General features: G+C 67.1%; 16 protein-coding genes. 10 read left to right on the top strand and 6 right to left on the bottom strand.

Translation table 11 applies throughout. The features are described from left to right. Positions 1 to 1,345: cysteine--tRNA ligase (gene cysS, locus HMPREF1138_RS09935; protein ID WP_009059374.1), on the bottom strand; the 1,345-nt coding region annotated here is incomplete at its 3' end. A 139-nt stretch (positions 1,346 to 1,484) separates the two neighbouring features. After that, positions 1,485 to 2,942, bottom strand: coding sequence for a threonine synthase (thrC, locus tag HMPREF1138_RS09930; protein ID WP_009059378.1), 1,458 nt, complete (start codon positions 2,940 to 2,942; stop codon positions 1,485 to 1,487). 271 nt (positions 2,943 to 3,213) lie between these two features. On the opposite strand from thrC, the gene HMPREF1138_RS09925 reads away from it, so the two are divergent. The 8 genes from HMPREF1138_RS09925 to HMPREF1138_RS09890 all read left to right on the top strand — a co-directional run bounded on the left by HMPREF1138_RS09925 (position 3,214) and on the right by HMPREF1138_RS09890 (position 14,429). Then, on the top strand, positions 3,214 to 4,596 hold the full coding sequence (locus tag HMPREF1138_RS09925) for a hypothetical protein (protein WP_009059388.1): 1,383 nt from the start codon (positions 3,214 to 3,216) through the stop codon (positions 4,594 to 4,596). A 3-nt stretch (positions 4,597 to 4,599) separates the two neighbouring features. Beyond that, positions 4,600 to 6,159, top strand: a complete 1,560-nt coding sequence (locus HMPREF1138_RS09920; protein ID WP_009059372.1) for a hypothetical protein — start codon at positions 4,600 to 4,602, stop codon at positions 6,157 to 6,159. A gap of 15 nt (positions 6,160 to 6,174) precedes the next feature. After that, a complete protein-coding gene (gene ispF / locus HMPREF1138_RS09915) occupies positions 6,175 to 6,666 on the top strand; it encodes a 2-C-methyl-D-erythritol 2,4-cyclodiphosphate synthase (protein ID WP_009059392.1) in 492 nt (163 codons plus the stop codon). 115 nt (positions 6,667 to 6,781) lie between these two features. Continuing rightward, complete coding sequence (locus HMPREF1138_RS09910; RefSeq protein WP_039937878.1) at positions 6,782 to 8,836, top strand: hypothetical protein; 2,055 nt, start codon at positions 6,782 to 6,784, stop codon at positions 8,834 to 8,836. A gap of 50 nt (positions 8,837 to 8,886) precedes the next feature. After that, complete coding sequence (locus HMPREF1138_RS09905) at positions 8,887 to 10,338, top strand: hypothetical protein (RefSeq protein ID WP_081496016.1); 1,452 nt, start codon at positions 8,887 to 8,889, stop codon at positions 10,336 to 10,338. Between the two features lie 64 nt (positions 10,339 to 10,402). Beyond that, the gene (locus HMPREF1138_RS09900) at positions 10,403 to 11,830 is read left to right on the top strand and encodes a hypothetical protein (protein WP_009059406.1); all 1,428 of its coding nucleotides are present in this window, start codon (positions 10,403 to 10,405) and stop codon (positions 11,828 to 11,830) included. A gap of 124 nt (positions 11,831 to 11,954) precedes the next feature. Next, positions 11,955 to 12,782 carry a hypothetical protein gene (locus HMPREF1138_RS09895; protein WP_050981262.1) on the top strand — a complete coding sequence of 276 codons (828 nt, stop codon included), beginning with the start codon at positions 11,955 to 11,957 and terminating at the stop codon, positions 12,780 to 12,782. Between the two features lie 57 nt (positions 12,783 to 12,839). After that, complete coding sequence (locus tag HMPREF1138_RS09890; RefSeq protein ID WP_050981261.1) at positions 12,840 to 14,429, top strand: hypothetical protein; 1,590 nt, start codon at positions 12,840 to 12,842, stop codon at positions 14,427 to 14,429. A 127-nt stretch (positions 14,430 to 14,556) separates the two neighbouring features. On the opposite strand, the gene HMPREF1138_RS09885 is transcribed toward HMPREF1138_RS09890, so the two are convergent. Continuing rightward, positions 14,557 to 15,906: an MFS transporter gene (locus HMPREF1138_RS09885; protein WP_009059402.1), complete on the bottom strand. Its 1,350-nt coding sequence runs from the start codon at positions 15,904 to 15,906 to the stop codon at positions 14,557 to 14,559. A 376-nt stretch (positions 15,907 to 16,282) separates the two neighbouring features. On the opposite strand from HMPREF1138_RS09885, the gene HMPREF1138_RS09880 reads away from it, so the two are divergent. After that, entirely contained in the window at positions 16,283 to 17,128 is an 846-nt protein-coding gene (locus HMPREF1138_RS09880) for a hypothetical protein (protein ID WP_009059394.1), read from the top strand. Between the two features lie 109 nt (positions 17,129 to 17,237). On the opposite strand, the gene ispD is transcribed toward HMPREF1138_RS09880, so the two are convergent. The 3 genes from ispD to HMPREF1138_RS09865 all read right to left on the bottom strand — a co-directional run bounded on the left by ispD (position 17,238) and on the right by HMPREF1138_RS09865 (position 19,481). Beyond that, positions 17,238 to 17,954, bottom strand: coding sequence for a 2-C-methyl-D-erythritol 4-phosphate cytidylyltransferase (gene ispD / locus HMPREF1138_RS09875; protein WP_039937874.1), 717 nt, complete (start codon positions 17,952 to 17,954; stop codon positions 17,238 to 17,240). Continuing rightward, on the bottom strand, positions 17,938 to 18,456 hold the full coding sequence (locus HMPREF1138_RS09870) for a CarD family transcriptional regulator (protein WP_009059404.1): 519 nt from the start codon (positions 18,454 to 18,456) through the stop codon (positions 17,938 to 17,940). The genes ispD and HMPREF1138_RS09870 overlap by 17 nt, the downstream gene beginning before the upstream one ends. A gap of 287 nt (positions 18,457 to 18,743) precedes the next feature. Next, positions 18,744 to 19,481, bottom strand: coding sequence for a phosphoglyceromutase (locus HMPREF1138_RS09865; protein WP_021612715.1), 738 nt, complete (start codon positions 19,479 to 19,481; stop codon positions 18,744 to 18,746). Between the two features lie 268 nt (positions 19,482 to 19,749). On the opposite strand from HMPREF1138_RS09865, the gene HMPREF1138_RS09860 reads away from it, so the two are divergent. After that, complete coding sequence (locus HMPREF1138_RS09860; protein ID WP_009059380.1) at positions 19,750 to 20,964, top strand: OmpA family protein; 1,215 nt, start codon at positions 19,750 to 19,752, stop codon at positions 20,962 to 20,964. Positions 20,965 to 21,112: the final 148 nt, after the last annotated feature.

Raw genomic sequence — 21,112 nt, 5'->3', positions numbered from 1 at the left:
CGGCCCGCTCCTCCAGCACGGCCCGAACCAGCGCGTCCAGCGCCGAGTGCTCGGCCGCAGCCGCGCCAGAGGCACCCGCGCCGATACCGGCCTGGCCGCGCCACTGCTCAGAAGCAGGATCGAGACCCAGCACGTCCAGCATGGAGCGAACCAGGACCTGCTCACGATACACAGCGGACACGTCCCCGGCGGCCAGCGCGGCATTGCCGGCCTTGAGGTGCTCGTGCAGGACCGCGAGCGCGCCGGCGACGTTGAGATCGTCGTCCATGGCGGCGACGAAGGCCTCGGGCAGGTCGGCGGGCGCCAGGGCGATCTCGGAGGCCGAAGCCTCCCCGGCGGCGTCGATGGAGCGGGCCACGAAGGTGGAGAACTTCTCCCAGGCGGCGTGCGCGGCGGGCAGCGTCTCGGCGCCCCATTCGATGGCGGAACGGTGGTGGACGGTCGACAGGGCCCAGCGCACGGCGACGGCAGGGTACTCCTCGGTGAGCGCGCCGATGGAGAGGACGTTGCCCAGGGACTTGGACATTTTCTCGCCCTTGGTGGTCACCCACGCGTTGTGGACCCACAGGCGCGCGAACGGCCAGCCGGCGCCGTGGGATTGGGCCTGCTCGTTCTCGTGGTGCGGGAAGCGCAGGTCGATGCCGCCGCCGTGGATGTCGAATTCGTCGCCGAGGTAGCGCCGCGACATGGCGGAGCATTCGAGGTGCCAGCCGGGTCGGCCGCGCCCCCAGGGGCTGTCCCACGAGGCCGTGGCCGGCTCGCCGGGCTTGGTGGCCTTCCAGAGGGCGAAGTCGCGGGGGTCGCGCTTGCCGGCTTCGACGGCCTCGTCGATTTGGGCGTCATCTTCGGTGGTGCGCATGTCGACGAGGCGCTGGCGGGTGAGCGACCCGTAGTCGTCCTGGGAGTGGACGTCGAAGTAGACGTTGCCGCGCCCATCGGAATAGGCGTGGCCGGCGTCGATGAGGCGCTGGACGAGGTCGATTTGGTCGGGGATGTGGCCGGTGGCGCGCGGCTCGTAGGTGGGGGCCTCAACGCCGAGGGTCTCGTATGCCTGCGTAAATTCGCGCTCGAAGCGGTAGGCCCATGCCCACCAGTCCCAGCCGGCCTCGGCCGACTTGGTGAGGATCTTGTCGTCGATGTCGGTGACGTTGCGGACGTAGGTGACCTGGTAGCCGCTGCGGCGTAGCCAGCGGATGAGCGTGTCGAAGGACACGGCGGCGCGCAGGTGGCCGACGTGCGGGGAGCCCTGCACGGTGGCGCCACACAGGTAGATGCCGACCTTGCCGGGGGTGACCGGGTTCAGGGGCTGGATGCGGGCGCTCTTGGAGTCGTACAGGTGCAGCATGGCATCAATCCTACCTGGCAGGGAGGGGAGGCGAAGGAAACGGGCGCGTCCCGGGAGTATGTAACGAGGCCCGGACTCCGCCCACGCAACCGCGCGGGTTCGCAGGTGGGGGCTCGGGCCTCGTCGAGTGAAAGAAGACTCAGGCGCCGGGGCGCACGCGCTCGCGGATGAGCGCCTTGAGGTCCTCGGCGGAGTTGGCCAGCGGCGTGACGCGCTCTTCGCGTCCTTCGATGCCGGCGAAGCGCTCGGGCACGGGCGGGAGGTGCCCGGTGGCCTCGAGGATCGTGTCGGCGAACTTGACGGGCAGCGCGGTCTCCATGACGACGAGCGGGCCCTCGATCTGGGGGCGCACCGCGCGGGCAACGTGGACGCCGTCGGCGGTGTGCGGGTCGAGGAGGTAGCCGCTTTCCTTCTCCGTGCGCGCGATCTCGGCGAGGCGGTCGGCGTGCGTGGAGGTGCCGGAGATGAAGCCGTAGGTGTCGCGCAGGGAGGCGAACTCGGGCGTGCCGGACAGGTCGAAGTAGCCGTCGCGGGCCAGGGCCTCGTCAAACAGGGCGCGGGTGGCGTCCCCGTCGCGGCCCAGCAGGTCGAAGATGAAGCGCTCGAAGTTCGAGGCCTTGGAGATGTCCATGGACGGGCTGGAGGTCGCCAGCGTGTCCGCGGAGGAGCGGGGGCGGTAGACGCCGGTGCGGAAGAACTCGTCGAGGACGTCGTTTTCGTTGGTGGCGACGACGAGGGTGCCCAGCGGCACGCCCATCTGACGGGCAATGTGGGCGGCGCACACGTTGCCGAAGTTGCCCGAGGGCACGACGACGCTGACCGTGGACGAGGCGTCGGCCCCTTCCTCGGTGACGCGCAGCCAGGTGGCGACGTAGTAGCAGACCTGGGCGAGCAGGCGCGCCCAGTTGATGGAGTTGACGGCCCCCACGTGCCAGGTGGCTTTGAAGTCGGCGTCCATGTTGATGGCCTTGACCAGGTCCTGGCAGTCGTCGAAGACGCCGTCGACGGCGACGTTGACGATGTTGGAGTCGAGGAGGGAGAACATTTGGGCGCGCTGGAACGCGGTCATGCGCCCGGCGGGGGTGAGCATGACGACGGAGAGGCCGCGCCGGCCGCGCAGTGCGTATTCGGCGGAGGAGCCGGTGTCGCCGGAGGTGGCGCCCACGATGGTGAGCCAGTCGTCGCGGCGGGTGAGCTCGTATTCGAAGAGTTCGCCGAGGAGCTGCATCGCCATGTCTTTGAAGGCGGCGGTGGGGCCGTTCGACAGGTGGGCGATGTGCAGGTCGGTGCCTTCCAGGGCGGTTACGGGCACGATCTGCGGGTCGGAGAAGGCAGGGGTGGAGTAGGCGCGGGCCGTGATCGCGCACAGGTCGCTAGCGTCGATGTCGTCGACGAAGAGGGACAGGATGCCGGCCGCCATCGCCGCGTAGCCCTCTTCGCGCAGGACGATGCGCAGCTCGTCCAGGTCGGAGCGAGACAGCGTCGGGTATTCCTCGGGCAGGTAGAGGCCGCCGTCGGGCGCCAGGCCCTCCAGCAGAATGTCGCTGAAGGAGCGGGTGGGCGTGGTGGGGCCTCGTCTAGTCGAAATGTAACGCACGGGCCGATCCTATCGGAGTGTGCGCGTGTGAAGCGAGGGGGTTCGTCCTTCGTCACGTTTTGACGAGGCCGGGGCGCGCTGGGCGGTGCGGGCGCGGCCAGGTGGTGTGTGATAGAAACGACGGGTGAGTATCGACGACGACAGGTGGGCACCCCCGGCCGAGGGCGAGGAGTCGGCGAGGTCGTGGCCTGGCCGGGATTCGGCCCCGTCAAACGCTGTGCCCACAAAGGCTGACATGTCGGTCAGCTCGGGTGTGCGGGAGGATTTTCCTGTGCGTGAGCGCCCGGCTCCACCGACGCGCAAACGTGCCAGGCTCCGCGCGGGGGCGCGGACACGCGGGCGCAAGAAGGTCTTCATTGCGATCGTGGTGATGCTCGCCCTCGTGTTTGCTGTCGCTGTCGTCACGTCGCGCACGTACTCCCCAAGCGCTCCGGCGTCGCCTCGGGCGCAGGGTTACGTGGGGTCGGCGACGAATACGGGCGTGCTGTCCCCGGCTTGGGCGTCGGGCGTCGAGACGGCGTGGACGCTTCCCGGTTCGTCGGCGGATGGCTCGCGCGCTCAGTCGGTGTTTGTCGAGGGCACGACCATGTACGTGACTGCCTGGGAGTCCGCCGACTCGCTTCAGATCATCGCCTACGATATTGCCTCGGCGCAGCCGCGCGAGACGTGGGCATCACGCGGAAACGTCGCCGCGGCGGTCAGTACGTTTGACGCGCCGAATGTGGTGTCGGCCGGGGAGTGGCTTGCCATTGATTCGGTCCTCGTGTCTAAGGGGACGGGCAGCCAGCAGGAGGCGCCGTGGGGCGAGGACACGCCGATGGCCTCCGTCGACGAGGTCGTGGTGACTTGCTCGTTTCTGGAGACCTGCTCGGGGTGGACAATTCAGTCCGGTTCGTGGACTCGACTGTGGCAGACCATCACATCAAGGCAGTCGCGTGCCAGCGACGCGTGGAAGAGGGGCGGGGGACGGGTCGTCGGCGCCGGTGAGGACGCCTCGGTCCTCGTCCCCGTCGACTTCCACTACAATCTGCAGCTCGTCAACGCTCGCACGGGTGAGCTCGCCACGCTCGGCGATACGGGGCGCTCGACGTCGATATCCGTGTCCGATTTCCAACTCGCGCAAGACGGCGTCATCGTTATGCGTTCCGTTGGGACGATGGAGGCCTACGACGCCACCGGGCGATTCGTCGATACGTTCGAGGAGGGACGCAAGGCACGATCGGTGGTGCCGAGCGAGGACGGACGGGCGCCCACGCTGGCGGAGCTGAAGGCCTTCTACTCGGACGGCAAGGCGTCGTGGACGTCGGGCACGGCGCGGGTCGAAGGGGATGAGTGCACCACCGTCACGTTCACGCCCACCGCCGACTATCCCCCTCGTTCGGTCGAGGGCGTCAAGCAGCTCTCGCTCAACTATTCCGTCCACTGCTTCTTCTCCCCGACTCAGCTGCGCGCCGCCACCGACGGCAGCGCCGTGTTCGTCAGGGCCAAGGGCTGGGAACTCGACCGCATCGTCGTCCTCGACATGGTCAACAACGCCCACCACGCGGTGAGGCTGACGGACGCCGAGGACCTGATATGGGCCTTCGACGACCTGCTCATCGTCACGTCAAAGACCGGTATCACCGCGCTGACGCCCTCCTCGTCAGGTGCATGATTCATGAGCAACAACTATTCCAAGTGGGCTCCGCCGGGCACGAAGAGGCGGAGGAAGGGATGGCGTAAGCGCAGGCGTGAGCGTCGGGCGCGGCTCGCCCAGGAAGCTGCCGAGCGGCTCGCCGCGAGCGCTCCGACGGCCGCCCCCGACAAACGCTCAGCACCCACGCCCGCGCGGGCCGCACGCTCGACACCCGCACCCGGTCACGAAGCAGACGAGGGCGCCACGGCCTCGTCGACGCGCCGCGCTCCCGAGAAGCTGTGGAAGAATCCATCTCTCGTCACCGGGGCGTTGACGCTCCTTGTCATCGTCGCCATCACGGCCCTGTGGGGATTCGCTTACGGGCGTCCCGCTGTGCGCTCTCAGGGCTACACGGGGACGGCGTCCAACACGGGTGTGCTCTCCGAAGCCTGGGCGTCGGGCGTCGACACGGCGTGGGTGATACCCAACGAGAAACGCAAGGACTCGACGGCAGTCACGCAGAACCTGCTCGCTCAGGGCACGACCCTGTACGTCGCCTCCGCCGAGCACACGAACGGCAATCTGACGCTCGCCGCCTACGACATCGCCTCGGACTCGCCGCGCCAACTGTGGGTGTCCAACGGGGGACAGGCGCACACGACGCTCAGATACCGGGCTGGTCAGATCATTCCCTACGGCACCAAGCTACTGGTCGGCAACGCCATCGTGGATGGGCGCACAGGCGAGCAAACGCAGGCGCCGTGGGTGAGCGACATCGCAATGGCAGCCGTGGACGACATTGTCGTCACCTGTGGGAGTGCGGCGACATGCTCCGGCTGGACACAAGACTCGGGGTCCTGGAGGTGCGTGTGGACGACACAGACGGGCTCAACGATAGGCCTGATCAACACGTGGCACCTGCACGGATCGCGCGTCGTGGGCACCGGGGCGCAGGCTTCCTTCATCTCGCTTGGCAGCATCAAGAGCGCCCCGTCGTTGATCAATATTCGCACGGGGAAGTACACCCGTATCGGAGAGGACCCGGGATCGCTCCACTCGCGGCCCGTCTACTATCGTGCGAGTGACGGCATCGCGGTCGTCGACACGAACAGCGAGGTGACGCTGCTTGATCCCAGCGGCGCGGTTATCGAACGCTTCACAGGGCGCGACGCGGACGCCGTCGCGACGGATGACGGCCCGCCCCCGACTCTGGAGGAGCTGCGCGCCTTCTTGCGCGACGGCAAGACGCCATGGACATCGGGCAAGGCTGGGCGCAGCGCACGCAACTGCGAGGACGTGGTCTTCTCCCCTACCGCGGATGTCCCGCCCAGGACGCTGCCTCGCATCAACACGGTGCAGACCAACGCATTCCTGTGTTCCTTCCAGCCGAGCTCGATGCGGGCCAGCGCTAACGGTGCAGCGATGGTGCTCGAGATCAAGGAATGGCGGGAGCACTACGTCTACGTGCTTGACCTGGAGGGCTCCAGGGTCGTGACCCCTCCGGCGTTGAGGGACGCGACCAATCTGACGTGGGCCTTTGATGACCTGCTCATCGTGGTGACCTGGGAGGGAGTCGTGGCCTTCACGCCGCGCTCGTCGTGACGCTACCCTGGTTCCATGACTGATCTGCCTTTCCGCGTCGGCCAAGCGGTCGACGTCCACGCGTTCGCTGCACCCGATTCGCCGCGCCCGCTGATGGTCGCGTGCCTGGAGTGGCCGGGCGAACGCCCCCTCGAGGGTCATTCGGACGCGGACGTGGCCGCGCACGCACTGTGCGACGCGATGCTGCTGGCCACGGGCCTGGGCGAGCTCGGCACGGTCTTCGGCGTGGATCGCCCCGAGTGGGCGGGCGCGTCGGGGCGCGCGCTCCTTGAGGAGGTGCGCCGCATGGCCGCCGAGGCCGGCTGGAGGCTCGGCAACGCGACCGTGCAGGTCGTCGGCAACCGCCCGCGCATGGCGGCTCGCCTGCCCGAGGCTTGCTCCGTCATGAGCGAGATCGCAGGCGGCACAGTCACCGTGTCGGCAACGACCTCGGATCACCTGGGTTTCACGGGACGAGGCGAGGGCGTGGCCGCGCTGGCAAGCGTCCTCATGGTGCGCGCCGAGTAGGTCCCCCATTGTCGAATGCTCGGCACCGTCGAGGCTGCCGAGCGTGAGGCCTGCCCGCATTCCCGTTCACTGCCGCGAGTCCACTCGGGTCCCGGTTGCATGATAGAAACGTCTCATGAGCAACGACGACCCCCACCGCAGTCCCGACGACGAGGCGCAGTCTCGCCCCTCCGATGGACGGGACGGGGAGCCGTTGGCCAATACCCCGGATTTCCCCGAGTTTGGTGACCTTCCGACCTTTACTCCGCTACCCGAGCTCGCCCCTCTGCCGGAGCTAGCGCCTCTGCCGGATTTCGATGATTTCTTCACTCTGACCCCTCCCGCCGACGAGGCGATCACCGAACAGGCACAACCAGAAGGTCCGCAGGAGATGGACCTGCTCGCGGGCGTCGCACCCCTGCCCGAGCTCGCGCCGCAGCCGGCCATCGCGCAGCCCCTCACGGAAGAGCCGACAGCACCTGACGATGAGAAAGAGCCGATGGAGAGCGTCGTCGCCTGGCCCCAGGCCGAGGAAGCCCCGGCGAGGAACGTTCGCGGTGCCGCTGTGCTGGCCAGCACTTCCGTAAGCGCATTCGAGCTGCTGCCAGACGAAGCCACGTCGGAGGAGCCACAACCTGCCTCGCGTGACGTCGCGTCCATAGCAGCCGCCACGGCCTCGTCGCGGAGGACGTCCGAAGGCGACCGGACGCCGACTGCGCTGCGCGCCCCAGACCCCGAGCCCTCGCGGACGTGGGTGGACAAGACAGTCGTGAAGCGGAAGCCGTCTGTCGTCATGATCGTGTTCGGCTGTATCCTCGCGCTCAACGTCGCGGTTTTCCTCTTCTCCCCCAGTCGGAGCGGATCGTCGTCGACGCCTTCGTCCCATCAGACCTCGTCGCATTCCGCCGCACAGGCGAACTCCGAGGTACGCGAACATGCGGCGAACCTGCCGACCCGCGCGCCCGGGTACCGCGGGAGCGCCACGAACACGCATTCCATATCGCCGCAGTGGTCCTCGGGCGTGGCCACCGCGTGGACGCTCGAGCTGCCGCCAGAAATGACTCGATTGACACCGCATCTGTTTGTCGATGGTCAGGTCCTCTACATCGCCACCACAGCAAGGGGTACGGACCAAAGCGGCTCCACCCTCAGAGTCGTGGCCTACGACTTGTCCGGTGAGGAGCCCGCCCTCCTGTGGGACACGGTCGGACCCACGGAAAATTCAGCGGTCGTCACCTACGAGCCCGCGTTCCTGTCGAACGAGACCCAGCTCTTTTTCCACGACGTGGTCATCGACAAGGCCACCGGCGAACACTCGCAAGCCCCGTGGGGCATAGAGAGTCCCCTCGCGCAGGCCGAGGGCATCGTGGTGACCTGCACGCCGCCATCCACCTGCAACGGATGGACGCAGGCATCCGGCGAATGGACGAACCTGTGGACGACGACCACTATTGCCCAGGCGTCCTACGCGTTGCGTGACCATGGTTTGGGCTACGCTCCCACGGGCACTACCCTCTCCGGCAGTGGCGCGCTCACATCCTTCCTGGTCCCCTCCCTCCACCAGGTATCCCCACAGATCATCAACATCCATACCGGCGAAACAACGACGCTGCCCATTCCTGATCAGTCAGGCCTCGGCCAATACGTCGAGGTGGCGACCGACGGCTTCGTCATCGTCGACGTCAGCCAGCAAAATGGGCTCCTTCTCGACAGCTCGGGAGCCCTCCAATCCACGTTCTCCGCAGCCGGGTACCGCTATCTGCCCGCAGTCAGCCGTGACGGCAACAACCCGAGCACCGCGGACATCAAGACCTTCATGACGACGAAGACTGCGAATTGGGCGACGGGCACGGTAGGCCTCGTGGGCGAGAACGACTGTTCCATCCAGGTCACCCTCACCTCCGACGGGTCCACGCACACGACCCCGGTCCCCGGCGCGCTGAGCCAGTACATGACCAGCTCGTGCTACTTCAGCCCGAAGGAGGTCCGCGTGAGCGCGGACGCTTCGGTTCTCTACGCCGATACCTTCACCTACCAGGACGAGAGACGGTACTTCATCGATACCGCCAACGGGCTCGCCTACACATCAAACCTTCTCAACCTGCCGAAACAGACCATGTGGGTCTTCGACGACATGCTGATCGGCATGAGTACAACGGGTATCACGGCCTTCGTGCCCGCCTCCTCCTGAGGCCGACATCGGATTATCACACCGCAATTGCCCTATGGTAGAAACGACATATGAGCAATGACGATCATCTGGGCACGAACACTCCCCCGCAGGCCGAGCAGTGGGTGTCGCCGAGCGGGACGCCCCCAATCCCCCAGCCCGCCAGTGCGCGGCCCCACGCGAGAAGACGCGGGAGGCCAGTCCTCCTCGTGGCTCTGCTGTGCGTCATCGTCGTCATCGTCGCCGTCCTCGGCATCCGTCAGCTCACGCAGACCCTGGGGGGTCAGGACCCTCACCATTCATTCACCTCCGCCTCTACCGTCGGCTACTCGGGGTCCTCCACGAGCACGGGAGCGATCTCCCCCGCCTGGGCCTCGGGCGTCGAGACGGCGTGGAGGATCCCCTTCCCGTCCTCACAGTACGGCCCCCGGGCGCTCACGACCGTTGAGGGCACCACCCTGTACGTGCTCTTCGAAAACCCCGACCATGCCAGCCACCAGGCCACCGCCGCGGCCTTCGACATCTCCTCCGAGCAGCCGCGCGAGCTGTGGCGCACGACGGGCTCTCTTCCCGAGTCCTTCGGGCGCCCCAACTTCGTATCCTTCGCGGATCAGTTCATCGTCGGAAGCATCGTCATCGACAAGGCGACGGGCGCCCAGTCCCTGGCCCCGTGGGAGGGGTCGGAGGCGCTCGCTGTCGTTGACGGCGTCGTCGTGGCGTGCGATGGCAAACAGGCGTGCTCGGGCTGGACGCAGGAGTCCTCCTCGTGGGTGCGCCGGTGGGAGACAACCACGGCCAGCCAAGAGGGCGGCCTGCGCAGGTCGACCATGCTCACCTATCCAGATACTCCCGTGATCGGCACCGGGGAGCATCAGTCACTCGTCCTGCCCGTCGACTCGCCGACTCACCTGGTGCAGCTCCTTGATCCGCGGACCGGGCAGGTCACGGACGCCGCCTCTGCGAGCCCCTTCAGGGATAGGGACAACAACGTGGTGTCTTTCGCCATTGCCAGCGATGGGATCGTGGCGTTCAACGACGACCTTGTCGTCGCCTACGACGCCGACGGCTTCATCACGGGAGTTCACTCCTACGAGAAGTCGCTGAGAAGACCGACGCGCGACGGACGCGTGCCCTCCACATCGGAACTCACCGATTTCCTGGTCGGAGGCCTGCCCGCGTGGTCGAATGCCGTGGTCACTGCCCAGACGGGGGCCGTCGCCCTCACGGTGACGCCGAGCGACGGAAGCCCAGCATTCGATCTTGATCCCGCCCACAACGACCAATACCACTCCAGCCCCTTCTGGCCCTCAGAGGTCCGCGCCAGCGCCGACGTGTCGGTCGTGTACGTCGAGTCCGTCGAAGCCAATACCACGGGTAACCGCTACTTCTTCGACACGGCCAGCGGCCAGGGACATGGGTCGGCGGAGTTCCACGACGCCGAGGACCTCTCGTGGGCCTTCGACGACCTGGCCATCGGCGTGACGATCGACGGCATCGTGGCGTTCACGCCGAAGGCCTCGTGAGGCTCCAACCCCTGAACACCCGCCCAAGAACGCCCACCCGAGCGACGACAGAAATGACACACCCATGAGCACCAACGCCCCCCAGTACGCGGCCTCCGCGAGGACGACGCCCACGCGACCCACGCGCCTCTTCCTGACGACGGGCGTCGCGCTCGTCGCGAGCCTCGGGGCTTTCCTCGCGCCCTCGCTGAGCACGAGCGCTCACCAGCTGCCCGGCCCGGCGGCGACCCCACCTCCGCACATCACCGGCTCGGAGCAGCAGACGAACCCGAATGCGACCGGCTACCGGGGGAGCGCCACCAACACGAACGAGCTCTCCAGCGCGTGGGCCTCGGGCGTCGCAACGGCCTGGACCCTGCCCAGCAGCGATGCTCTCCTGCCCGCGCAGCTGATCGCAGAGGGGTCAACCCTGTACGTGCTCACCTACGGAAGCGGGAGCCAGACCGTCGCCACGGTGTCCGCCTACGACGTGTCGGGCTCCGAGCCGGTTGCCCAGTGGACCACGACCGGGCCCCAACCGTCCCGAATTCGCGCCGAGGCGTTCCCGTCCTCCGTCTCGACCCAGGATGAGATTCTGCTCAGTGACATCATCGTCGACCGCTCGACCGGCGCCCAGACGGAGGCTCCCTGGGGTTCCGACCTGCCGATGGGGGTGGCGGGCGGCGTCCTCGTCACCTGCGACACCTTCAGCTCGTGCTCCGGCTGGTCCCGCGACTCGGGCGCGTGGACGAGGCTGTGGTCCACGACGACCTCGCCCCAGCGCCGCGCGGGCCTGGCCCACTCGGGTCTGACGGCTCCCGCGAGCGCCGTCATCGGCAGCGGCGCGGGCGCTGCCGTGGTCGTCCCCGTCGACGAGGCCCACCAGGCCCCGCAGCTCATCAACCCGGCCACGGGCGCAGTCACGACGCTCGGGGAGGCCCCCTCCGCGGCAGGCCCTTCCGTCTCCCGGGTCACGCTGGCGAGCGACGGAGTCCTGGTCGCCGGCGAGAAGGAGAGTATTGCCTACAACACCGCGGGCGAGGTCGTGGGCACTGTCGGGGCCGGGTGGACGCTCGACCGTTTCCCAGCGTCAGACCGCGCTCTCCCGACTACGGCAGAACTCAGTTCTTTCATGACGCAGGGCAGCGCCCCGTGGACGACGGCCACCGTCGCGCAACCCTATTCGAAGGACGTCAACGGTCAGCTCCTGGCGGTGAGCCCGACTAGCGGGAATTCCAGCCGCACGATCAACCCCGGTGAGTCATACTCCGACCACGCCCTGCCGGCCAACTGGCCTGCCACACAGATGCGCGCCAGCGCAGACGGTAAGGCGCTATTCGTCCAGTGCTTGCCGTCGTCCCCCACCGGTCCCTTCTTCTTCGGCATGGAACGGGAGTTGACCTACGTGTCGCCGGAGCTGGACGAGGCCACGAACCTGGTGTGGGTCTTCGACGACTTGCTCGTCGGGGCGCGTAGCGGTGAGGTGATCGCCGTGACACCGCGGACCGTGTAAGCGGTTCTCTACACGACTCGTCCCCGACGCCCGAGAGCATGCTCGGTCGCGTCGGGGACGTGTCGTCTGGGGCCGTGGCGGCCGATCCGCGTCAGCCGGCACGCGCGTGTGGTACAAACGCCCCATGAGCAATGACGACTTGCGCTGGTCCCCGCCCGAGGATGCGGGCGAGCACGAATCGATCACCCACGGACACGCATCGGAGCCTCACGAGGATTCCGGCGAATCCGTTACCCCCGTGAAAAAGCACCTGCGCCTCATTCTGATCGCCTGTGCCTGCGTCGTCGCGATCGTGATTGGGACGTCCTTTTTCCGCTCGTTCTCGCAGCAGGCGGGCGAGTCGGTCCACGAGCCCGGATACCGCGGAACAGCGCTCAACACTCACTCCCTGTCGCCCGAGTGGGCGTCGGGGATCGCGGTCGCATGGACGATCCCCATCGACCCCACGAGGTTTATCTTCGCCCCGCACGTCCACGCTGAGGGGTCGACTCTCTACCTCGCCTTCTCCGATCGGCCGACGACGTTTCGGAGCCGGAGCGTGACGGTCATGGCCTACGACGTGTCTGGAACCGAGCCGAGGCTCCTGTGGGAAACGAACGCTGAGACGTCGACGCACGCTTACGAAACCTTCACTCCTCAGTTCGTCTGGGATGACGATCTGCTCTTTTTCCGCGACCTCGTTATCGATAAGGCGACGGGGACGATAACCCAGGCCCCCTGGGGCGAAGCATACCCCATGGGCGTCTCCGAGGGCATCGTGGTCACCTGCCTCACCGACGGCCACTGCACGGGCTGGTCGCAGGACTCCGGCGGCTGGACTGAGGTCTGGAAAGCTACGACGGTGAAACAGAGCTTCTTCGGCCTGGGTCACATGGACTACACGGCCCCTGACAGTGCCCTTATCGGCACCAGCAAGACGGGAGTCACGGCCTTCGTTCCGGCTTCCTCCTGATGACGCCGAGGTGACCAACCGGTACTGCCCGGCGCGCGGGTGTGATAGAAACGTTGTATGAGCAACGACGATCATCAGAGCACGGGCAGCCCGATTACCCAGCCACCGGCCCCCCAGCCGACGACCCAGTCCCCGGCGCCCCAGCCGCCTCAGGACGCCCGCACCGCCTCTGCGGTGAACGCTCAGCAGGGCTTTTCCGCGCCGACAGTCGACGCTGCCGCCAGCCCGCGGCGCGCGCGCAAGTCCCTCCAGGTGCTCGGGATCGTCGCCGCTCTGGTCGCCTCGGCCGCCGTCGGTGGCATCAGCGGAGCCCTCGTCGGCTCAGCGACAATGGGACGCCACATCCACCACGATGACCCCGACCCCACACCGTCCCCGACAGCCTCAGAGTCGTCAATGGATCCCACCCCGATCGGCTACCACGGGACGGCGACCAACACGAACGAGCTGTCTCCTCAGTGGGTGTCGGGCCTCGCGACGGCGTGGACGATCCCGCTGGACGACGATTCACCCGCGCCGCTGCTGATCACAGAGGGAACCACCCTGTACGCCGTGCTCGAGGGCGCGCAGGACGACGCCGACACGAGGGTGACCGCCTACGACATCTCCGGGAAGGAGCCCGTCACTGTCTGGACCACAACCGGGCCCCGCTCTCCCAGCGCCGGCGCCGTGAGGGCGCCCGGCCCCATCGCCACCGAGACCCAGCTCCTGATCGGCGGCATCATCGTCGACAAGTCGACCGGCGGCCAAAGCCTGGCCCCCTGGGGAGCCGACCTGCCCATCGGGGTCGTCGACGGCAACCTGGTCACCTGCGACACGGTCGCAACCTGCACCGGATGGGTGCTCGAATCGGGCACGTGGACGCAGCGCTGGAGCGCGGCGACTTCGCCGCAACAAGCCAGCGGCGTGCTGTTCTCGGAGGTATCACACCCATCGAACGGCGTCATTGGCGAGGGTTCGACGGCCGCCGTCATCGTGCCTGTTCGCCTAGCCGCCTTCGCCCCGCAGATCGTGGACCCTCGCACGGGAGCGGTCACGACCCTCGGGAAGGATCCCACGAACGACGTATCACAGCACCCGACGCTCATCCCCGCGAGCGACGGCCTCGTCGTGGCGAGGGAGACGAGCTTCAGCGTCTACGACACCACGGGACGCTTCGTGGAGACCGAGCAGATCATTCGCTACGGCGCACGCCCGACCTACGACGGTCATACCCCGACGCTGGAGGAGCTCACCGATTTTCTGCGGGACACGTCCGTCCAAGCGCCGTGGACCACAGCCTCCGTCTATCTCAAGCACGATGACCTCTACTACGCGGGCCGCGCTCACGACGACACGACACTGCACGTGTACCCCACCGCGTCAGCGAACAAGCGCTCCGTCAATATGCCCGATTACGTCGGATCCAAGTATGGTAAGCACGATTTCAAGGTCTCGGACCTGCGCGCCGACTCCGGCGCTACGGTGGCCTACGTTCGCCTCGATGAGGGCTCCACGATGGCCTCCTACTTCGTCGATCTGGATGGCCTGACCCTCTACGTGGCCAGGGACCTGGATCGCGCGGAGAACCTCGTGTGGGCCTTCGACGACCTGCTCGTCGGCGTCTCGAACGGCCAGATCATCGCTTTCACGCCCGACCGCCAGTAAGCGAATCGAGGACGGAACGTCCCCGACGTCCGAGAGCATGCTCGGTCGCGTCGGGGACGATGTGTGTGCGCAGGACCCTCGGGGACGAGGCCGGGGCGCGCCTGGACGGCCTCGTGCCCCTGGGCGCTCAGCCCTCCATGTGGTGGAGCGTGGCGCGGTCCGCCTTCACGGGGATGGTCAGGCCCAGGCCCACGAGGAGGATCAGCATGATGCCGAGGATGCCCCAGTAGGTGTAGTCCTCGCCGGCGGGGGTCAGGCGCTTGCCGATCAGCAGGAAGAGGCCGTACATGGCGGGGGCCATGAAGGACACGGCGCGGCCGGTCGTCGCGTAGAGGCCGAAGACCTCGCCCTCGCGCCCGGCGGGGATGATGCGCGACAGGAAGGAGCGCGACGCGGACTGAGTGGGGCCCACGAAGACGCACAGGGCCAGGCCCAGGGTCCAGAACACGATGGGGCCGCGGGCGTGGAGGAAGAAGACGCCAAAGCCGGCGACGACCATGGCGGACAGCGACAGGATGATGACTCTCTTCGGGCCGATCTTGTCGTCCACCCAGCCGAAGGCGACGGTCGCCAGGCCGGCGACGATATTGGCGGCGATCGCGAAGATCATGACCTCGCCCGCGCTGAAACCGAAGGCCGTCTTGGCCAGAACCGCTCCGAAGGTGAAGACGCCGGCCAGGCCGTCACGGAAGACGGCGGAGGCGATGAGGAAGAAGAGGGTGTGCGGGGCCTCGAAGCTCAAGGTGCGAACGGTGCGCCACAGCAGGACGTAGGAGTCGAAGATGGACTCGTGGTCGCCGCCGGTGTGCATCTTTTTGGGCAGCGGCGGGTGGAGGATGACGGGGATGGCGAAGCCGCCGAGCCACAGGGCGGCGATCACCATGGAGATGCGGATCGGCAGGTACTCGTCCGTGGGGACGCCGAGCAGGTTGGTGCCGATGAGGCCCACGTAGAGGATGAGCAGCAGGACGATACCGCCGATATAGCCGGACGCCCAGCCGAAGCCCGAAATCTTGCCGCGGTCCTCCTTCTCGCCCAGGTGGTTGAGCATCGCGTTGTAGTTCACGGAGGCGAACTCGAAGAACACGTTGCCCAGGCCCAGCAGGGCGATGCCGAGCATGAGGGCGCCCTTGGGTCCGAGCACCGATTCGGGGTGTACGAAGTACATGGCGAGCATGCAGGCGACGACCGCGCCAGTGAACCATCCGAGCCAGACTCCGCCCCGGCCTCGTCGATCGGCGCGCTGACCCGTGATGGGTGCGAGGAGCGCGATGAACAGGCCCGCGATGGTCATGCCGTTGCTGAGCCAGCTTGAGGCGGTCCCAGCGTCGGTGAAGACGCCGTCGCTCGTCAGGTAGGTCGTGAAGACGAAGGTGGTGGCGACCGCGTTGAAGGCGGCGCTCCCCCAGTCCCAGGCCGCCCATTCGACGACTTGGCGCGTAATGACGCGGTTGCGGGGGGCGGGAGTGGTACTCATGTGATCGGGCTCCTTGGATAGGGAGTGCTCGGCGGCGCGCGTGCGCCCAGGGTGAAACTATCACGTTTCGCTTCCCCCGCTCGTTCGGGGGCGCAGTGGGGACGAGGCCGTGGAGCCGCCAGGGCAACCTGACCGGATGCAATATGCTGGCATGTGAGGGACGACGCAGATGTACGTGGAGGGTGCCGAATGATCGATACGCCCAGCCTCAGCCTTGTTCGCCGTCAACACGTCAGCCTCGGCATCGCCTGCGCTCGACTGGCGTCCCCGGACGGGTCAGGCTCGCGCGCGCTATCCTGACAGCGTCATGACCTGGGCAGGACGCTCGTCTCACTGCACGACCACCGCCACCGATGACTCCAGAGAGTAGGCACTGATGCTGACCAACAAATACGACGGGCCCCTGAATTCAGCGGCGGTGTTTGCCCTGACTGTTCCCGCAGCCCTGTACAGCTTCATTGCACTGCTCAACCTCTTGCTCCTGTGGCTCACCCCGTTGAGCATTATCATCCTCGGGATTTATTTCTTCGCTGGCCACGCATCGACGCGTTTCTACTACGCCGCGGCGCTGTCTCGGAGGCTTCGCCGAGGCCCGGATCTCACGTTCTCCAACGGGGGCGTTGGCCTCACGCCGCTGATCGCACCCATCAAGCTAATGACCGCGGACTTCATCCGGCTGGCAGCGGCGTTCCCCATCTCCCTGATCGCGTGCGCGCTCACGCACAGCCCGGTCCTGTCGTCCGCCTCCACCGCGACCGGCGGCGCTGTCAGCGCGGTGACCATCGGAATGGACATATTCACGGTCGTCTTTGGCCTTGCCGTAACTGGAACCGTCCTGTTCGTTCGGCGCGGCACCGCCTATCGCCTGAACACGATCCACCAGGGCCCGATCCTGACACTCACCCCAACCCACCTGGAGTTCCACCCCCTGCTGGAGGCCGAGCCGGTCACCATCGCCTGGGATCGGATGCCCTACCTCGCGGGCATCGACCTCGTCACCGTGAAGAGGGATTCCACGAAGAAGGCACGCATCACAACCACGGGCAACCCTGTTCCCACGACGATCGACATCACGTGCCTGGACCTCACATACGAACAGCTCCAGCGCCTCATCGGCTGCTTCGCCTGCCGCCCCCAGTATCGCGGAGCCCTCGCCACTGACGGCGGGGTCACTCTCGTTCGGGCACTCATCGACGACAACCCCGCGGGCTGGCCGCGCTGAATCGCGAGCAGCGTACCGCAGGTGCGCACGGCCGGTCGGGGTTAACCTCCGTCGCCCTTGGCGCGCTTCCTGGCGCGCGTGGGGCGCTCTCGGAAGCACCCCGATCGCCTCAGTCCGCCTGCTCCTGGTCGGCGAGCAGCCGCGCGAGCGCCAGGTCAAGGGGGCGTGTGACCTTCAGGGAGCGTTCGTCGCCCGCGACGGTGTGCACGGCTACCCCGATCGCCTCGACGAGGCCAGCGTCGTCCGTGGCGGCCACGGCCTCGTCCGCACCCAGAGAAGCACCCGCCTCGTGCGCGCGCGTGAGCACATCCCAGCGGAAGCCCTGAGGGGTCTGCACGGCCGCCAAGTCGGCGCGCCGCGGCGTACCCGTGACAAGGCCCGAGGCGTCCACGGTCTTGAGCGTGTCGCTGACGGGCAGGACGGGGATGACGGCGCCCGCGCCGGCGCGCACCGCGTCGATGACGCGCGCGGTGACCTGCGGGGGCGTCAGGGGGCGAGCCGCGTCGTGCACGAGGACGACCGTATCCGCGCCTCGTTCCCCGAGGGCGGCCAAGCCCAGTGCGACGGAGGCCTGCCGCGAGCGGTCGGAGCCCGCGACGACGAGCACGTCGCCCAAGCCGTCGATCGCGGCGCGATACTCAGCGATGCACGAGGCCGGGGCGGTGACGACGATCGTGCCCACTCCCCCGGCGCGTAGGCCGCGGGCCGCCCACCACAGCAGGGGGCGACCCGAGAGAGAGACGAGGGCCTTGGGGAGCTCACACCCGAGGCGCGAGCCGGAGCCTGCGGCCGTCAGGACCGCGCATACGTCACTGCTCGGCGGCATCGTCGTCGGCCTCGATACGGCCTTCGGCCAGGACGGCGTCGAGGCGCTCGGCGGCGGCCGCCTTTTCGATGTTGCGCGCCAGGGCCAGCTCCGAGGTGAGGATGGAACGGGCCTTCGTCAGCATGCGCTTCTCGCCCGTGGACAGCTTCTTCAGGTCGTCGCGGCGCGTCAGGTCACGCACGACCTCGGAGACCTTCACGATGTCGCCGGTCGCGATCTTCTCTTGGTTGGCCTTGAAGCGGCGCGACCAGTTGGTGGGCTCCTCGACGTAGGGAGCGCGCAGGACGGCGAGAACTTCCTCCAGGCCGTCTTCGTCAACGATGTCGCGCACGCCGACCAGGTCGACGTTCTCGGCGGGGACCTGAATCTCGAGATCGCCCTGATTCACGCGCAGCTTGAGGTAGGTTCGCTCTTCACCACGAATGGTGCGCGTCATGACCTCTTCGATCGTGGCTGCGCCGTGGTGCGGATAGACGACCGTCTGACCGATTTCGAACGACATGGAATGACTCCTGGGTGCTCGCGTGGATAGCACACCTATTCTACCAGTTGACTGACGAATATCGCCGAGACAGTGTGAAAGCTCAACGTTACACGCATAAGAGGAATGACACAAACCAGCTTCAAGCACGACCACCATGCGACCCTCACTGCGACCCCGGTCACGATCAGGTGGTCAGATTTAGGGAATGCGCCACAGTCCGCGCGCCCCCTTGCACGCGGCCGCACCCGTGGGCATGACGGGGCCCCGGCCTCGTCCACACAGACGAAGCCGGGGCCCCGCGTTGCTCACTTGCCCTGGTTGGCGACCGCGGCGATCTTCGCCTCGGCCTCGGGATCCAGGTAGGTGCCGCCCTTCTTGATGGGCTTGAGGGTCTCCTCGTCGAGCTCGTACACCAGCGGGATGCCGGTGGGGATGTTAACGCCGGCGATATCCTCGTCGGAGATCTCATCCAGGTGCTTGACGATCGCGCGCAGCGAGTTACCGTGCGCGGCGATCATGACGGTCTTGCCGGTCTTGATCGCGGGAACGATGGCCTCGTCCCAGTAGGGCAGCAGACGCGCGATGACGTCCTTGAGGCACTCGCTCATGGGGACAGGCTCGCCAGCGTAGCGGGGATCCTGATCCTGCGAGAACTCCGAGCCGGCCTCGATGGCGGGCGGAGCCACGTCGAAGGAACGGCGCCACAGCATGAACTGCTCCTCGCCGTACTCGTCGCGGATTTCCTTCTTGTTCTTACCCTGGAGCGCACCGTAGTGACGCTCGTTGAGGCGCCAGTTGCGCTCAACGGGGATCCAGTGGCGATCAGCGGCGTCGAGAGCCAGGTTCGCGGTCATGATGGCGCGACGCAGCATCGACGTGAACAGGAGATCCGGGAGAACGCCGGATTCCTTGAGGAGCTCACCACCGTGGGTAGCCTCCGCGCGGCCCTTGTCCGACAGCGGAACATCCACCCAACCGGTGAAGAGGTTCTTTGCATTCCATTCGCTCTCGCCGTGGCGGAGCAGCACCAGTTTGTAGCTCATGTCTCCATTGTTCCACAGTCGAGGCCCCGCTCCTACATCCCGTGTCGTTGATCACGCCACAGCGTGGACACCCGCGCGCGTCGCCGCCCCCTCAAGGACGAGGCCGGGGCCACCTCCCAGGAGCGCCTCCCCCCAGGCTCACCCCGGGGCTCCCCCTGATTGTCCCCTGACTCGCCCTCCCTTTCCCCCTGAGACCCGCAGAAAATCAAGGTTTTACATGATTACTCGAACAGCGTGCGTTCCTCATTTTTTCCCTTACGGTTAAGACATGACCACAACACGACGCACTCTGACAGCGGCCGCCGTTATCACCGCGGCCACCCTCGCCCTGGGCGCCTGCGGTTCTTCCAAGCCCGCCGAGCCCGCCGCTTCGCCGAGCTCCGCGGCCACCACGGCCGAGCCGACCCAGGCTCCCAGCGCCACAGCCTCGTCCGTGCCCACGGTGCCCGGCTACCGTCCCGGCGAAATCCCCCCGGTCCCGGCCTTCGCTGTGCCCCCGATCGACGTCTTCGCCTCGAACGCCGACAAGGCCGTCATCCAGACCGCCTCCACCCTGTCCTCCGTTCCCGGCGTGACCGTCTCGCCCGCCAAGTGCGACGGCAACGCCCTCGTCTCCGGCTCCACGGTCCTGGGAGGCGACGGCTCCGGCGTCACCACGAACAGCTCGGGCACCGTCGTCAACGGCGGCGACGGCTCCGGCGTCATCACGCAGGGCCCGATCTCCATCGTCTACGGCGGCGACGGCACCGGCGTCTACACGAACGCCGACACCGGCCTGTCCATCAACGTCAACGAAGACGGCTCCGGCGTCTACTCAACACCGACGCTGTCCATCAACCTCGACGGCATGGGCGGCGGCAACTACACCGACTCCTTCAAGACCATCTCGATCATCAACAACGGCGACGGGTCCGGCAACTACTCCACGGCCACCGTCTCCATCATCAACAACGGCGACGGGTCGGGCAGCTACTCCGACTCGACGATGACCATCCGCAACAACGGCGACGGCACCGCCGTCGTCAACGGGACCACCGTCACCGACGCCCCCAAGGTCGACAAGGTCAGCAAGCTCGGCAAGTTCCCGCCCATCACCTCCCTCCAGCCCGTCGAATCCTGCGGCACCCTCATCACCCTGGAAGACGGCGTCCTCTTCGACTTCGGCAAGTCCGACATCCGTCCCGACGCGGCCCAGACCCTCAAGAGCCTGGCGGGCGTGCTCAACAACGCCAAGGTGCCCGCCGCCCACATCTACGGCCACACCGACTCCGTCTCCGACGAGGCCTTCAACCAGCAGCTCTCCGAGGCACGCGCCAACGCCGTCAAGAACGACCTGGCCAAGAACGGCGTCACCGCAACCTTGGACGCGACTGGCTACGGCGAGTCCAAGCCCGTCGCCCCCAACGAGAACGCCGACGGATCCGACAACCCGGCCGGTCGCGCCCTGAACCGCCGCGTCGAGATCTTCATCCCCGCTTTCTAGTACCCTGACCACGGTTTCACCACGATTCAACGAAAGGGAGACACCATGTCCATCAAGTCCATCCTCCCCCTCGCCGCCACCGCCGCCGTAGCCACCCTGGCCCTGACCGGCTGCACCCAGAACAACGCCGCCCCGGCCGACTCCTCGG

Origin of the sequence: Actinomyces sp. ICM58 (assembly GCF_000283035.1) — a bacterium.
Classification (GTDB): domain Bacteria; phylum Actinomycetota; class Actinomycetes; order Actinomycetales; family Actinomycetaceae; genus Pauljensenia.
The sequence above is the reverse complement of the archived record's forward strand: the minus strand, read 5'-3'. Positions and strand labels throughout refer to the sequence as shown.

Bases quoted from the DNA above. Each gene is read 5' to 3' on its own strand.
- HMPREF1138_RS09885 (WP_009059402.1), bottom strand. From the start codon at position 15,906: ATGAGTACCACTCCCGCCCCCCGCAACCGCGTCATTACGCGCCAAGTC.
- HMPREF1138_RS09890 (WP_050981261.1), top strand. From the start codon at position 12,840: ATGAGCAACGACGATCATCAGAGCACGGGCAGCCCGATTACCCAGCCA.
- ispF (WP_009059392.1), top strand. From the start codon at position 6,175: ATGACTGATCTGCCTTTCCGCGTCGGCCAAGCGGTCGACGTCCACGCG.
- HMPREF1138_RS09905 (WP_081496016.1), top strand. From the start codon at position 8,887: ATGAGCAATGACGATCATCTGGGCACGAACACTCCCCCGCAGGCCGAG.
- HMPREF1138_RS09920 (WP_009059372.1), top strand. From the start codon at position 4,600: ATGAGCAACAACTATTCCAAGTGGGCTCCGCCGGGCACGAAGAGGCGG.
- HMPREF1138_RS09860 (WP_009059380.1), top strand. From the start codon at position 19,750: ATGACCACAACACGACGCACTCTGACAGCGGCCGCCGTTATCACCGCG.
- HMPREF1138_RS09880 (WP_009059394.1), top strand. From the start codon at position 16,283: ATGCTGACCAACAAATACGACGGGCCCCTGAATTCAGCGGCGGTGTTT.
- HMPREF1138_RS09895 (WP_050981262.1), top strand. From the start codon at position 11,955: ATGAGCAATGACGACTTGCGCTGGTCCCCGCCCGAGGATGCGGGCGAG.
- HMPREF1138_RS09900 (WP_009059406.1), top strand. From the start codon at position 10,403: ATGAGCACCAACGCCCCCCAGTACGCGGCCTCCGCGAGGACGACGCCC.
- HMPREF1138_RS09865 (WP_021612715.1), bottom strand. From the start codon at position 19,481: ATGAGCTACAAACTGGTGCTGCTCCGCCACGGCGAGAGCGAATGGAAT.
- HMPREF1138_RS09870 (WP_009059404.1), bottom strand. From the start codon at position 18,456: ATGTCGTTCGAAATCGGTCAGACGGTCGTCTATCCGCACCACGGCGCA.
- ispD (WP_039937874.1), bottom strand. From the start codon at position 17,954: ATGCCGCCGAGCAGTGACGTATGCGCGGTCCTGACGGCCGCAGGCTCC.
- HMPREF1138_RS09910 (WP_039937878.1), top strand. From the start codon at position 6,782: ATGAGCAACGACGACCCCCACCGCAGTCCCGACGACGAGGCGCAGTCT.